Consider the following 13,946-nt stretch of genomic DNA (forward strand, 5'->3'; position numbering starts at 1 on the left):
ATCTTTACCAAAAGGCCATTCATGAAAAGTTTAGGAAAACTGTTGTTCAGCGTCATCGGTGTTGGTAGCCTGGTCGTTCTCTCTGCTTGCGGCGGTCAGCCTGGTGCAAACACAGCGAACCAAGCTCCGACGGGCGATTCGACCGCAACAACCGAATCACCAGTTGCTGAAGCTCCTGCAACTACTACCTCACCCAGTGCTGAAGTTTCTCCTACTGCCTCCCCTGGTGCTGAAGCCAATGGTGCGGCAACCGAAGACAAAAACCTGGGAGAACTGGCACAAACAGCAGCCAGCAATGGTTCCTTCACCACTCTCACCAAAGCAGTGCAAGCAGCAGGCTTGACTGACCAATTAACCGGAGACAAGCCATACACGGTATTTGCACCGACTGATGCCGCTTTCGCCGCTTTACCAGCCGGTACTGTGGACAAACTCCTGCAACCAGCAAACAAACAAACTCTAGTCAAGCTTCTGAGCTACCATGTGGTGCCAGGTAAAATCCCTTCCACCGAACTAAAATCCGGCGAAGTGAAAACCGTTGAAGGTACCCCCGTTACCGTTAAGGTTGATAGTGCCAGCAGCGAAATCACCATAAACAACGCCAAGGTGATCCAGCCGAATATTCCAGCCAGCAACGGCGTCATCCACGTTGTTGACAAAGTAATTCTGCCTCCGGATATTCAAGCAAGTCTTGGTTCTAGTCAGACAGCACAGTAGGACTTGACACTCCCCTGACTGAAGCGGATTTTTCTAGATATCTATCAAAGCCTTGTTTCAATACAGATGTATCTACCTGAATTCCATCGTTTCAAGCTTTGGCATTCAAGCTTTTAAATGTGGGTAACAATGAGGCATCGATTAGCCTTTCAGGGCGGGGAAACCCGCCCTTTTTAGTGGGTTGATTTCCCTAATCTCCAGAAAATGAGAAATTATAAAATGTTTACGGAGAGCCTAGCGGCTGCTTTGTAGCGACGTTTTAGCCCGATCTAGAATTCCAAATCGTCGCTGCCTTGCTTCCCCGCGACTTAGCCTCAAGAGCTGCCGATGTTCAAAATTCTTAATGAAAATTCTCAGCAAATCAGTCTAATCTAACGTTTTAGCGGTTTTCAAGCCGTGGAAAAGATCGGTACGCTCCTCCGTAGACTTTAGGGATAAGAAATTTAGCATGAGCAGCAATTTAGCAACCAAATTGCGTGAGGGAACCAAAAAATCCCACACAATGGCGGAAAACGTTGGTTTTGTCAAGTGCTTTTTAAAAGGCGTTGTTGAGAAGAACTCTTACCGGAATTTGGTAAAGAACCTCTACTTCGTCTATTCCGCAATGGAAGAAGAGATGGAAGGGCACCGGCAACACCCCATTCTGTCTAAGATTTATTTCCCCCAACTGAACCGGAAAAAGAGCCTAGAACAAGACCTTGCTTACTACTACGGCACCAACTGGCGCGAACAAATCTCTGCCTCGCCTGCTGCTGAAGAATACATCCAGCGCATTCGGGAAGTTTCGACTTCGGCTCCAGAAATGTTAGTTGCCCATTCCTATACCCGCTACCTTGGCGACTTATCCGGCGGTCAAATCCTCAAAGGCATTGCTCAACGGGCGATGAACCTCACGGATGGGCAAGGGACAGCTTTCTACGAATTTCAAGAAATTGACGATGAAAAGGCGTTCAAGGCAACTTATCGCCAAGCCATGAACGATCTGCCCATTGATGACGCCACAGCAGACAAGATTGTGGATGAAGCCAATGATGCTTTTGCCATGAATATGAAGCTGTTCCAAGAATTAAATGGCAACTTGATCAAGGCAATTGGTCAGATGCTGTTCAACACGCTGACACGCAAACGCACTCGCGGCAGCACGGATCTCGCAACTGCCGAATAATAAGTTGACGCTCCCTCAAGACTCTTAGACTACAACACACGATTTTCTACAATCCTGGAGGCTGGGTGATGGTGAAGCCATTATCATCAAGCTTTCAGGATTGTCAGCTTTTATCGGGCATCGTGATGATAGGAAATGTCTCTTAAACGCGACTGCAAGAAGGCGATCGCGTAGCTGCACGCGCTTGGTCAATCCATTGTGCGATCGCGCCCCGCGTGGGACAGAGATCCCGGCGTTGTAGAGTGGCGACTTGGAGCCGCAAAATTTGTTGATGTATCCTTTCAACGGGCGTTTGCGCGAGTTGGGCGCAAGAAGCAATTCCGGCATGAAGCAACAGCCCACAATATTCGCAACCCACACCCGGAAGGCGAGACAAGTCCGCCAAAGCCACCCATTTATTGATGTGTTGAATATGAATCTGTAACTGGGTAGCTAAGGCTTGTCTTTGCACTGGGCTACTGGCTTGCTGGAGTAGTTGCAAAGTGGTTCTTATGCCACAGTCTATTAGTCCAGCTTGATTTTCAGCACTTAATCCAGGCAGTTGCTCGATTCGCCAATTGCTAGAAATGAAGCGATTTGGACGCGAGGGATGAACAGGTTTCATTTTCCGAATTACAAAGTGCATGGACTTTTAAGAAATCTACAAGATTGCAGCGGTTGTATCAGCGCTTCCACACACCGAGAAAGTCACATCCCGCTTGGGAGGTAATATTTTTTACTCTATCAAATGGCTAATAATACAGCAACTAACGATTTAATTGGCTGAAAATTCAGATAAAAGTTACGTAAAATCATTTACTTCTTCAGAGAGACGTAAGAACTAAATTCCTTTTATAAATTAACTAGAGTTTGAGTGTTCCCATTTTGAGAGCGCTTATTTAACCAAGTTTGATAATTTTAGGGTTTGCAGAGAATTATGGCATCACATCACGCATTTTTAGAGAAAGTCAAGGCAAAGGGGAACTTAAACGATCTGGATGAGGCAAAAAATGCGACTGAGGTAGTCTTCCGCACCATGCGCGACGTAATGACGAATGAAGCGGTGGAGCGAGTCGAAGAAGAACTGGACAAGTCAGCAACTGATGAAGTGGAAGATTTGTGGGAAGACACAAATCCAATTGTCAGTTTCTTAAGCAAGATAAGACCCCAGCTAAAAATCAAGCCGGAGAACTTTTTAGTTCGACTGAGGCAAGAGGGCAACTTACCCGGAAGAGACGCAGAAACAATTATTAAAGCCGTATTTTCTGCAACCAAAGAGGAGCTGTCTTCGGAACGAATTCAGGAAGTTGCTAGCTATCTCCCAGGTGAAATTCAAGAGATGTGGCAACAAGCTTAATCAAGTAGGATGGCACAAATCAACCTGATTTAATAAGACGGTTCATAGTTCATTGAGGGATAGAAAATTATTTGCGAACTATGAACCACGAAGCGCAAGCGTGAGTCATCTTTATCTTTAGCCAGTAGCTTATAACTCATCCAAAAAGTCCTTGGCTTAAGTGAATATCTGCGTTCATCTGTGGTTTATAGCGGTTCTCACTACTGGCATCCAATACAACTTAGAGTAGGCGCATAGCTTCACAACGCGCCTACGAGTGTATTTCGCTCAAATTGAGAACCGCTATAAACACTTTTTATCTTATTTTGCTTTTGCGGATAGGCTCTAATAACCGATCGCCTAGGGTGCGTTAGAATTACGTTGCGCCAAATTGCTACCGCTTGCGGGTGGTTTTTGGCTTTTTGGACAGTTGTAGCTTGTTGAATTAGCTGTTCAATAAGAGAAGCATTTGTGATTTGGGGAACTGTAAGCAAAGATAAACGGAGCAGCAGAGTCAAGAACTGGAGCCATCGCATCCTCTGCTGATTCCTCAACAAAGTAAACGCGATCGCATTTCGTAGGGTACATTGAGACGCACCCTACAAAATCAGCGATCGCACTATGCTATTGCTTAAATTGTTGTTCTGTGGAGGTGAGCGCTCGCAATATTTTCTGGAATTAAGTTGGGATGACGATAAAGACTTACCGGATGATGTGGAGTGAAGGCGATTAATCTTTTTTGGAGGAGTAGAGGAGTTGAGGCAAGGTCTTTTCTTGTCAAGAACACGGTTCATATTCTCAGAGTACCCAACTCCCTGGAGTTTAGACTAATGCCACAGTAGTGCTTTTTCAGGAAAATTGTCGCCTAAATTCCCTACATATAGCGTGGTTTTTGATTGAGTCTAAAATTCAGAACTCCGCTCAGCTACTTTTTTATATGACTCAATGACATTTTTCAAATTAGCAATACCCTCCTCGAAAACATTAGTTTTTCCAAAAACTTTGGCGTATTCTTTATGTTCCAGTACATTATTCACTATCTTTTCTATCTGCTCTATTAACTTATTCAAGGCATATATATCAGCTTCTAATTTTGCCGTTACTTCTAAGAGAATCTTACCAAAAGCTTTCAGTTTTTCAAGAGGAACTGAATCTATAGCATCAATACTGTTTACGATTGTGTCGAGGTATTTGTTGAGGAAATTGGTTCTCCTTTCGAGAGTAAATTCATTATTTATAATAAGTTGCTTAAAGCGGGCTACCTGCACGGGATACATCGCCTTACTTCTAATCCTTTCATGATTAATGACTGAAATTTCCTTTTCTGCCTCATTTAACAACTTGTCTGATACATTAGAGCCGTTAGTTGCCATAGGTGTAGCGATTTGTTCCCGAACCTTGCCTTTAATGCGTCTTGCTTTCCAGTTCTTGAGCTGACTAAATCTATGATTGCTACCTTCGATTTGCTCTGTATCTTTAATTTCTTGCGCTGATTTCAAAAGCTCATCTACCTCAATCTTTTCTAACGATTCAAATTTACTAGGTAGTTCATTAATTAGCTTTTGTAGAACCTTCAAATTTTTAGCTTGTTGCTGTTCTCGAACAATTTGTTGCCGTTCTTGAACAATTTTTTGGCGCTCTGGTCGAAGTTGGGTCGAGCGTTTCTTGATAGCTTCTATAAACTCTGGATTGTCCATGATACTTGGAGCATCGCCCTGTTTTTCACGTTCCTTCTTTAGCTCCTCCTGACGCTCTTTGTCACGTTCTCCCAAAATTTCGTGGACATTAATATAGTTTGTAAAAAGATCTGGTCGGTTTGTAGGGGAGTCAACACCTAAAATATTGTATAGCTGACTAGGTGCAACTTTTTCGTCTGAATCCTGTCTTGTTTGTTGCCTTATTTTTGACTTATATTTATCTTTTGTTGCTTGGCTGCTTTCAGGATCGAGAACCTCATCTTTATCTCTAGCATTGTATAAGTCAAATACTTCTCGGAGGGAGATTCCACCATATTGCTCTGCTTCCCTAATTAGAAACTGAATATCTTCTAAGTTACGTAAAGCTTTTGCTTCATCAAATACCTGTTGCTTTTGCTTATCTTTTGGTTTATTGTCAGATTTATCTTTGTACGTAGCTGCCTTAAGTACTTTTTTTAAGTGTTCCCCATCCATTTCCAAAATGCGTTTTTTAGTATCCTCAGTAAGAAGTTTATTGGCGTTAGGTAATCCAACGGGAAATGAGCTTGAATATACTCCAGTATTATTCCTATCTACTTTTCCTATCCCATAATCATCATTATCAATTTTTTGTAAATTACCCTGATTAAACATATATTGAGTATAAGAACCATCTTGATACTGAAACAGCATATCGAGGATGACTACATCCTGAATTTGCTGCTCATCTACATCCAGCTCCTGAGTTTTCTCGCTTGTAAATTTTTCATAAGCTTCAGATGCTTTTTGATTAAATCCAAATTCTTTTTTGAGTTGATTTTGTTTTTCCTCTGAAATATTGGCTATAGATTTCCCTGTCTTCTCTTTTACAAAATTTTCAAAAGCTGTATTTATTTCTTGAAAATCGGGAAAGCTTTCTGCTATTTCACGCATCTTTTTGCTGCCATCTTTTCCTGGTGCTAGATTAGAAAGGACATTATTCTGTTTGTTCTGTCTATTATTATCTATCTGGCTCTCTTGCGGCATTGATGTAGAAAGCGGCATATGCGTAAATCCCAACTCATGAGCAACTAAAGGGATATATATAGCTCGCTTACGTTCGGCTTTTCGTTCATCATAATCTCTTTCACCAAGGTTTTCTTTCTTAATTACATGAGTGGCAGGATCGCTATCTGAACTTCCTGATTTTTTATAGGGAACCACTGTCCCAAAAGTCCCTTTACCTACGGGCCAAATACTTGCTTGTTTGAGGATATCTTTCCCAGTTAATTGTTCAAGTTCTTGATATGCTTTAAGCGTTTCTGGATTTTGTAGAGTTTTTAGAAACTCATTCGTTCCTTCTGTTCGTCCCAGATTAGTCAAGGTTATGTCTTGTTCGGAATCGCTAGGTTGTTTTGCTCTTTTCTGCTTCCTGTTATAAGGCGTTAAACCTTCTGGTCTCGGATTTTTCTTCACCCATTCTGCTGCTTCTTCCTTCCCCTTTCCTTGCTCCACACGCTGAATTTTGGCATTTTGCGTATTCTGCTGCACCACATGAGTCAACTCATGAGCAAGCAACTCCTGCCCTCCCCGACTCCCCGGATCGTATGCCCCCTGGCGAAAGAAGACATCCTGCCCCGTTGTAAATGCCTTCGCCTGAATGGATTGATTCATCTGGTCAGACTGAGCATCTGTATGAACCTTGACGCCACTGAAGTCAGCCCCAAATGCCTGTTCCATCGGTTCTCGGATATTGTCCGAGAGTGATTGTCCCCCACCTTTAGCCTGTTGAATAGATGATTCTAAGTCAGGCGTAGCCGCCATTGGTTCACTATCTGATTTACGCTGCATCTGAAGTTCTTCATCTTCGGGCATTTCCTCGCGCTGGAGAGTGCTAGATGCGGGTTTCATCTGAAGTTCTTCATCTTCATTTTCAGGCATCTCCTCACGCTGGAGAGTACCGGATGCGGGTTTCATCTGAAGTTCTTCCTCTTCGGGCATCTCCTCGCGCTGGAGAGTACCGGATGCGGGTTTCATCTGAAGTTCTTCCTCTTCAGGCATCTCCTCGCGCTGGAGAGTTTCACCTTGAGATGATTGCTTGGAAACTGGTGCGTTAATCTGATTTACGACTCGCTGTGCCGTTTGGTCAGCTTCCTGCTCATATTGATCTCCGGGCTGACCAATGGTAAGCTTCGCTTGAATCGGTTCTAGCTCCTCTTTGCCCGACTCTTCCTGACGCTGGACTACTCCTGCCCCTGACAGACTCCGCATCAAGTTATTATTAGTCGCCCAATTAGCGGGTAGTGGAGTGTAACTTGGTAGTTCCTGCTCTTGTGGCGACGCAGAAACTGGTTTAGCTTGCACTGGCATCGCAGGGGTAGTCCAGCGAGAATCTTTTTTATGGATGTGAGAATTCCCAGAGGAGCGTTTGGAGACTCGTTCGTAAGCCATAAATTATTGACCTCTACGTGCCAGTGTCAGGAATTTTTTCAATAATATCTTTAGATAAATGGATTGAGTATTCATGTGCATGAATATTAATATTTTCTCATCAAAACAAGTAAAAATAATGACCTCAATATCTTTCTTTGAACTAAAAAAATAAGTAGCTATGTATACAAATTTTCAATATTTTTTCGTGTAAACAAGTAAAAATCATTGGCTTGAATGACGCTTCTGTACCAGCGGTGCAGGAGAAGTGGTGATGATGAAACATAGGCGGCAAGCGGCTAAAAGCGAGTATTTGGAATTGGAGCGATCGCTTACTGATGCTGAGGGAAAAAGCTGGAGCTAATATAGAGCCACCTGTATTCACCATCAACTATCTTTAAGCTTGTGAAGGGCTATCCATTCACATTGCACCGGCTGATGGCGATAACTGTATCTTATTTGTTGTTAATAGACTCGCATCGCCAAAAGAACAATCAGATTGCCTGTCAAGGTAGTACGGAAAAGCCTCTTATTTTTGAAATAGCTGCTACACAAGGGGTTCAAGCATTTAGTTTTTATATTTTTCTAATGATGAGATTCTGCTGGGGAAGGACATCCAGAATTTAGCTGCGATCGCCCTGGAACGATCGCGCCATCCACCTAAATTTCAGCTTTCAGCCTAGAATAGTCAATCGTGTATACAAGGCACTTGTAAAGAAACAGAGATACACCCTAGCTGCCTTGGTACTGAATGATTAATTCAAAACTCAAAACTCAACACTTTTCAAACAATGGCTACCAAAATTCCCGTCACTGTTATCACCGGATTTTTAGGGAGTGGTAAAACAACTCTGATTCGCCACCTGCTACAGAACAATCAAGGACGCCGCATCGCCGTTTTAGTCAACGAATTTGGCGAATTGGGGATTGATGGCGAATTGCTGCGTTCTTGTGGCTACTGTCCAGAAGAAGAAGCCGACAGCACCAGCAACATTGTTGAATTAACCAATGGTTGCTTGTGCTGTACGGTTCAGGAAGAATTTTTGCCGACGATGCTAGAACTGCTGAAGCGCAGAGATAGCCTGGACTGCATTTTAGTGGAGACATCGGGATTGGCGTTACCGAAGCCGCTGGTGAAGGCGTTTCGCTGGCACGAAATTCGCAACGCAGCAACGGTAGATGCTGTGATTACCGTCGTGGATTGCGAAGCGGTGGCGGCGGGAACGTTTGCCAACGATCCCGAAGCGGTGGACGCACAGCGCCAGGAAGATCCCAATCTGGAACACGAAACACCATTGCAAGAACTTTTTGAAGATCAGCTAGCGTGTGCCGATTTGGTGGTGTTGAATAAAACCGATCTGGTGAATGCTACGCAGCAGGCTGAGGTTGTGGAGTTGGTTGAACGAGAACTGTCTCGTGCGGTCAAGATGGTACCAAGCGATCGCGGAAAATTAGATCCGGAGGTTCTTTTGGGCTTCCAGAGTGCCGTAGAAGATAACTTAGATAATCGTCCCAGTCATCACGACACTGAAGAAGACCACGATCACGACGAAGAAATTACCTCAACTCAAGTGATTTTAAACCGTGCTTTCGATCCCCAGAAGCTGCAAAAACAGTTGGAAGCGTTAGTGCAACAACAGGAAATCTATCGAATCAAGGGATTTGTGGCTGTTCCCAACAAAGCGATGCGGCTGGTATTACAAGGAGTGGGAACGCGATTCGATCAATTTTATGACCGTCCTTGGCAACCAGAGGAAACCCGGCAAACTCAGTTAGTCTTTATTGGTCAGAAGCTCAATTCCGATGAAATTGAGTCGCAGTTGGCAGCGTTACCTGGCTAAAATCTTTCATCTTGCAAGTGCAAGGCATCCTGGCGGGAGTTACTCAAGTCGCCTTTGGCCTTTTGCACTAGCCTTCCATCTTCCGGCGTTACAGTGACATCCTCTTCTAAAAACTAGCAAGTTTCCGGATCGTCGTAGGTTTAGGAAAATTCGGAAACTTCTTTCATCCAAATGGGTCTAGCGGAGACGCCCAACTGGGTGAGATGCGATTGACTCGGCTGATGCTGAACCTTTACCTTTACTGTCATCTGGCGCTCGCCAGAAAGCGTATGCTTGCCTTAGCACAATTTGCTCTAGTTTTTTCTAGATGTAGGACTGGATATCCACACCACATTGATCGACTAGATAACAAAGCGCCCGAAAACGCAATCCTACCAGTTGGTCATAAAACGGATTCAGTTTGCACAACGGAGGAATGTGTCCTACTTTGTGACCAAATAGCTTGATATCACGCTCAAAGGGGCACTGTGCCGGAATCGCCTTTGCGAGAAGCTCAGCCATCTGACGGTCAGAAATCGCAATTCCGTCCAGCCATTGACGGAGTGGGCGCAGGATATCGAATTGCTGCTTTTTAGGCGAGCGAACGACTTTAGCTGCTTGTACGCTTTCTGCTGAAGCGAGTGCAATACTTTCTAGGGTATTCGGCTGTTTGTCTGTGCAGATCATACTCATTAGGTTCACCCTTGTGTTTTCCAATTGCTTGAGTATTTGCTCATCCCTATTTCCAAGATACAAACCCTAAAGAAATGTTTCATAAAACTACGAACAAATTCTATCAGGATTTTTAAAGATTTGATGAAATAATCACCAATTAAACAAATGCCACGTCAAAATACCTAAGCTGGGATTGCTTAGAGACTGAATTTAGTTTATTTCTCGACTGGTTGAAATCATGAAATGCCAGCTCAAGCCAATTTTAGAAGAACAGAATTAGATAAGTTAAACAAATGTTCCGATAATTCTGATCTAGGAGATTTACACAGTTAGCTTGGCTGTACTGCATTCATTAATTACATTAAAACTAAGTATTCAGTCAAAGCGGAAGTACCCAACGAGGTAATTTTTTTGAGTGCAATTTGTTCATTATCTTTCCTGAGATTGATAGAGGATTGGTAGCAAAAATAACAAAAAATTTGCAGGGAGACAGGAAGAGGTTTTGACACTACCGATTTGCCCGATCTAATAGCAGACAAACTTAAAGACAAATTTCAACTCTTCGACCCTGCAAACCGAGCTGTCAGTACTGATATGTAAATTAGACGAGTGCCGGTTCTGGGAGTGCCCCTTGCATCTTACCCAACCAAGTAATCAGATGTTCCGTCTGCTGCTCGGCAGGCAAGACGCCCAAACCGCGAACGGTGACTTTACCGGAGGTGTAGACAAAGCGAGTTTTCAGGTGTTCTGGCAGATTATCTTTGAGCAGGTTCCAGGCGGGTTCCTCCATCGGTGTCTCTAGGATAACGTGTTGTTTGCTTTCTGGTTTGATCCGGCTGAAGCCGAGTTTTTTCGCCAGTTGTTTCAGTTCCATTACCCGCAGCAACTGAGTTGCTGATTTAGGGATACTCCCGTAGCGATCGCTCCATTCTGCGGCAATACTCACTAATTCTTCCTTAGAATTCGCCGCAGCCACTGCACGGTAAGCGCTCATCTTTTGATCCAAATCGGTGATGTAGTCCGCGGGGATAAACGCCGTCAGCTGCAAGTCAATCTGCGTATCGTCAACTTGGGGAATTTCCTGTCCGCGAATTTCGCGAATCGCTTCCTCCAACATTTCCATATAAAGGTCGAAACCAATGGCATCCATCTGTCCCGATTGTTCCGCACCCAATAAGTTACCGACGCCCCGAATTTCCATATCGCGCGTGGCAAGTTGATAGCCAGAACCCAATTGGGTGAATTCCTGAATGGCTCGTAACCGTTGCCGTGCGGCATCTGAGAGCGCCTTGTGCTTGGGATAAAATAGCCATGCGTGAGCTTGGATGCCAGCACGTCCCACCCGTCCGCGCAATTGGTATAGCTGGGATAGACCAAATTTATGGGCATCTTCAATCAGGATCGTGTTGACTCTGGGGATATCTAAGCCGGATTCAATAATCGTGGTACAGACGAGGATATCCGCTTCGCCAGCGCTGAAGGCAAGCATCGTCGCTTCTAACTCAGATTCGTCTAATTGACCGTGAGCGATCGCAAGTCTGGTTCCTGGGACCATTTCTCGCAGCTTCGTAGCCGTTTCTTCAATTCCCTCGACTCGCGGGACGACATAAAACACCTGTCCCCCCCGGTCGAGTTCTTGACGAATCGCCGTGCGGATCGCTTCGGGATCGTAGGATGCCAGGTGAGTTTTAATCGGACGCCGAGAGGGTGGCGGCGTAGTAATCAAACTCATTTCCCGGATTCCCGACAGTGACATATAAAGGGTTCGGGGAATTGGGGTGGCGGAAAGAGTTAGCACATCCAACTGCGTTCTCAGAGATTTGATTTTTTCCTTCTGGTTAACGCCAAATCGCTGTTCTTCATCCACCACCAACAACCCTAAATCTCGGAAACGAATTTCCTTACTTAAGAGTTGGTGAGTGCCAACGACGACATCTAATTCACCCGTCGCCAGCCGTTTGATAATATTGCGGCGTTCCTCAGCACTGCGGAAGCGGTTGAGTAAACCCACCTCAATTGGGTAGGGGGCGAAACGCTCTTTTAGGGTGTGGTAGTGCTGCTGAGTCAGAATCGTCGTTGGGGCGAGGAACGCAACTTGCTTCCCGGCGGTAATCGCTTTAAATATGGCTCGGATGGCGACTTCCGTCTTGCCGAAACCGACATCACCGCACACCAACCGATCCATCGGGCGATCGCTTTCCATTTCCCGCTTCACATCCTGCACCGCCTTCAACTGATCCGGCGTCGGTTGATAAGGGAAAGAATCTTCTAATTCCTCTTGCCAAGGCGAATCCGCTGGATAAACAAAACCTTGTTGTTGCGATCGCTGAGCATACAACTTCAGCAAGTCCACCGCCAACTTCTTAATCGCCTTGCGGACTTTATTCTTGGTAGATTCCCACGCCTTGCCGGACATTCGATTCAGTTCCGGCGGTTTCCCCTCCGTGGCGCGAAACCGAGACATCGCACCCACCTGATCTGCCACTACTCGCAGCAAACCATCCGCGTACTGCACTACCAAATACTCACGGGTTTCGTTATTAACCGTCAGACTTTCCAGCCTGAGAAACTTACCAACCCCGTGATTTCTGTGAACCACATAATCACCGGGGCGCAACTTGTTGGGATCGACTTGCTTAGACGCCGCCCGACGACGCTTGCGGATATAGCTGGGACTTGCCAGAGAATGCTGTCCGAAAAACTCCCTGTCTGTCACCACCACCAATCGGAAGGTTGGCAGGATAAATCCTTCCAGTTCCGCGATCCCCGAATATTTTACCGCCACCGGCGTCTTCTGGATTTGCAACTTGTCAATCGCCGGATAATCGTGGGGATTGGGGACAAATTGCGCCGGACAATCGTGTTCTTGGAGCAGCGACACAGAACGGGAAGGCTGTGCAGAAACGATCCAGATCGAGAAACTGCGATCGCGCTCGTTTCGCAAAGTTTCCGCAATTTTAGCAAACTGATGCGGCGTTACCGGAACCGGACGACTAGCCAGATTGAGTGCGGAGGACTGAGGATTGAGGACTGAGGACTCAACCAATTCTGATAAATACAGCCGCTTAAAGCGTTCCGCCGCCGCTAAAGATTCATCAAAATTGCGGTGAATTTTGGGTAATTCCTCCTTCCTATTCGCAATTGCCCATTGTTCTTCAGCGTGTTCCACCCAGCGATCGCTATGGGCGCGACATTGCTCCGGCTCATCAATCGCAATCAGCGTATTTTCCGGCAAATAATCCAACAAAGAAGCCGGTTTCTCAAAAGCCACCCCCAACAACCGCCGCGTACTCTTCTCTGGTTCTTCTTCCCTCTCTTCCCTCTCTTCCCTCTCTTCCTTCGCGACCTTGGCGTCTTGGCGGTTCGTATCTTCTAACGCCGCCCGAACAATCGGACTAAAATCAGTCGGAGTTAGCACCAGCCGCTCAATCTTATCTAGCGATCGCTGAGTTGCCGGATCGAACTCCCGCATCTGATCCAGTTCATCCCCGAACCATTCCAAACGCACCGGCAACTCAGCCGACACCGGGAACACATCGATAATATCCCCGCGCCGACTCCATTGCCCCTCCATTTCCACCAGAGGCACCCGTTCGTATCCCAGAGTCGCCACCTTCTTGCTAAAGGCGTTTAAATCCCAACTCTGTCCGCGTTCCAGGGTGATGCAGAAAGGCTTAAAAGCTTCAGGAGGTGGCAAATGAAGTTGTAGCGCCCGTTCCGTCGCCACAACCGCCATCTTGGCTGAGGAGTGAGGACTTCCTGTCGCCTCAGCCTTGACTAAATCTGCCAATACCTGCATCTGTCCCCAAGTCATCTCCGATTCGGGATCAAATGGCTCGTAGGGCGATGCTTCAGAAGTCGGATAAAAATGTACCGTCTGCCAACCCATCGCTTCCAGTTGAGCGCAACAGCGGCTGACTTCCTCCAGGGTGGCACACACCACGAACAAATTCTGTCCTTGGGCTTGCGCGAGGGCAGAAGCCACCAATCCCTTTGGCAAACGGGGAATGCCGTTGAGCTGTAGATACCGTTGTTGGTCGAGCTTAGAAAGGAGTTCTGTCGTGAGAGGCGATCGCCCTAGGGCACGAATAATAGAAGAAAATGCCATCAGTTGGAGGAAATGCTTAATTCGTTCTGACAAAAAGGCAGGAGTATACCTCCCTACTTCC

The 13,946-nt window shown here is 45.7% G+C and carries 8 protein-coding genes; 4 read left to right on the forward strand and 4 right to left on the reverse strand.

The window, feature by feature from the left end; genetic code table 11:
* Positions 1–21: 21 nt before the first annotated feature.
* On the forward strand, positions 22–717 hold the full coding sequence (locus tag NC996_RS19560; RefSeq protein ID WP_190687812.1) for a fasciclin domain-containing protein: 696 nt from the start codon (positions 22–24) through the stop codon (positions 715–717).
* Positions 718–1,165: 448 nt separating this feature from the next.
* A complete protein-coding gene (locus tag NC996_RS19565) occupies positions 1,166–1,882 on the forward strand; it encodes a heme oxygenase (biliverdin-producing) (protein WP_190429697.1) in 717 nt (238 codons plus the stop codon).
* 142 nt (positions 1,883–2,024) lie between these two features.
* On the opposite strand, the gene NC996_RS19570 is transcribed toward NC996_RS19565, so the two are convergent.
* A complete protein-coding gene (locus tag NC996_RS19570) occupies positions 2,025–2,486 on the reverse strand; it encodes a DUF4332 domain-containing protein (protein WP_190687861.1) in 462 nt (153 codons plus the stop codon).
* 312 nt (positions 2,487–2,798) lie between these two features.
* Here NC996_RS19570 and NC996_RS19575 point away from each other — a divergent pair, with 312 nt between their 5' ends.
* Complete coding sequence (locus NC996_RS19575; protein ID WP_190429698.1) at positions 2,799–3,218, forward strand: DUF2267 domain-containing protein; 420 nt, start codon at positions 2,799–2,801, stop codon at positions 3,216–3,218.
* A gap of 881 nt (positions 3,219–4,099) precedes the next feature.
* On the opposite strand, the gene NC996_RS19580 is transcribed toward NC996_RS19575, so the two are convergent.
* Positions 4,100–7,303, reverse strand: coding sequence for a DUF4157 domain-containing protein (locus tag NC996_RS19580; RefSeq protein WP_199300535.1), 3,204 nt, complete (start codon positions 7,301–7,303; stop codon positions 4,100–4,102).
* A gap of 770 nt (positions 7,304–8,073) precedes the next feature.
* Between NC996_RS19580 and cobW the strand changes: the two genes are divergently transcribed.
* Positions 8,074–9,123 (forward strand): cobalamin biosynthesis protein CobW, encoded by a 1,050-nt coding sequence (gene cobW / locus NC996_RS19585; RefSeq protein ID WP_190687814.1) that lies wholly within the window; start codon positions 8,074–8,076, stop codon positions 9,121–9,123.
* Between the two features lie 303 nt (positions 9,124–9,426).
* On the opposite strand, the gene NC996_RS19590 is transcribed toward cobW, so the two are convergent.
* Positions 9,427–9,789 carry a Mo-dependent nitrogenase C-terminal domain-containing protein gene (locus NC996_RS19590; RefSeq protein WP_190410141.1) on the reverse strand — a complete coding sequence of 121 codons (363 nt, stop codon included), beginning with the start codon at positions 9,787–9,789 and terminating at the stop codon, positions 9,427–9,429.
* A gap of 589 nt (positions 9,790–10,378) precedes the next feature.
* Complete coding sequence (mfd, locus tag NC996_RS19595) at positions 10,379–13,885, reverse strand: transcription-repair coupling factor (protein WP_190687815.1); 3,507 nt, start codon at positions 13,883–13,885, stop codon at positions 10,379–10,381.
* Positions 13,886–13,946 lie beyond the last annotated feature (61 nt).

It is taken from the genome of Trichocoleus sp. ST-U2, assembly GCF_039961875.1.
GTDB lineage: Bacteria > Cyanobacteriota > Cyanobacteriia > Cyanobacteriales > FACHB-T130 > FACHB-T130.

Excerpts from the sequence above, each read along its gene's own strand:
- NC996_RS19560 (WP_190687812.1), top strand. The coding sequence starts at position 22 with ATGAAAAGTTTAGGAAAACTGTTGTTCAGCGTCATCGGTGTTGGTAGC.
- NC996_RS19575 (WP_190429698.1), top strand. The coding sequence starts at position 2,799 with ATGGCATCACATCACGCATTTTTAGAGAAAGTCAAGGCAAAGGGGAAC.
- NC996_RS19570 (WP_190687861.1), bottom strand. The coding sequence starts at position 2,486 with ATGAAACCTGTTCATCCCTCGCGTCCAAATCGCTTCATTTCTAGCAAT.
- NC996_RS19565 (WP_190429697.1), top strand. The coding sequence starts at position 1,166 with ATGAGCAGCAATTTAGCAACCAAATTGCGTGAGGGAACCAAAAAATCC.
- cobW (WP_190687814.1), top strand. The coding sequence starts at position 8,074 with ATGGCTACCAAAATTCCCGTCACTGTTATCACCGGATTTTTAGGGAGT.
- NC996_RS19580 (WP_199300535.1), bottom strand. The coding sequence starts at position 7,303 with ATGGCTTACGAACGAGTCTCCAAACGCTCCTCTGGGAATTCTCACATC.
- NC996_RS19590 (WP_190410141.1), bottom strand. The coding sequence starts at position 9,789 with ATGATCTGCACAGACAAACAGCCGAATACCCTAGAAAGTATTGCACTC.
- mfd (WP_190687815.1), bottom strand. The coding sequence starts at position 13,885 with ATGGCATTTTCTTCTATTATTCGTGCCCTAGGGCGATCGCCTCTCACG.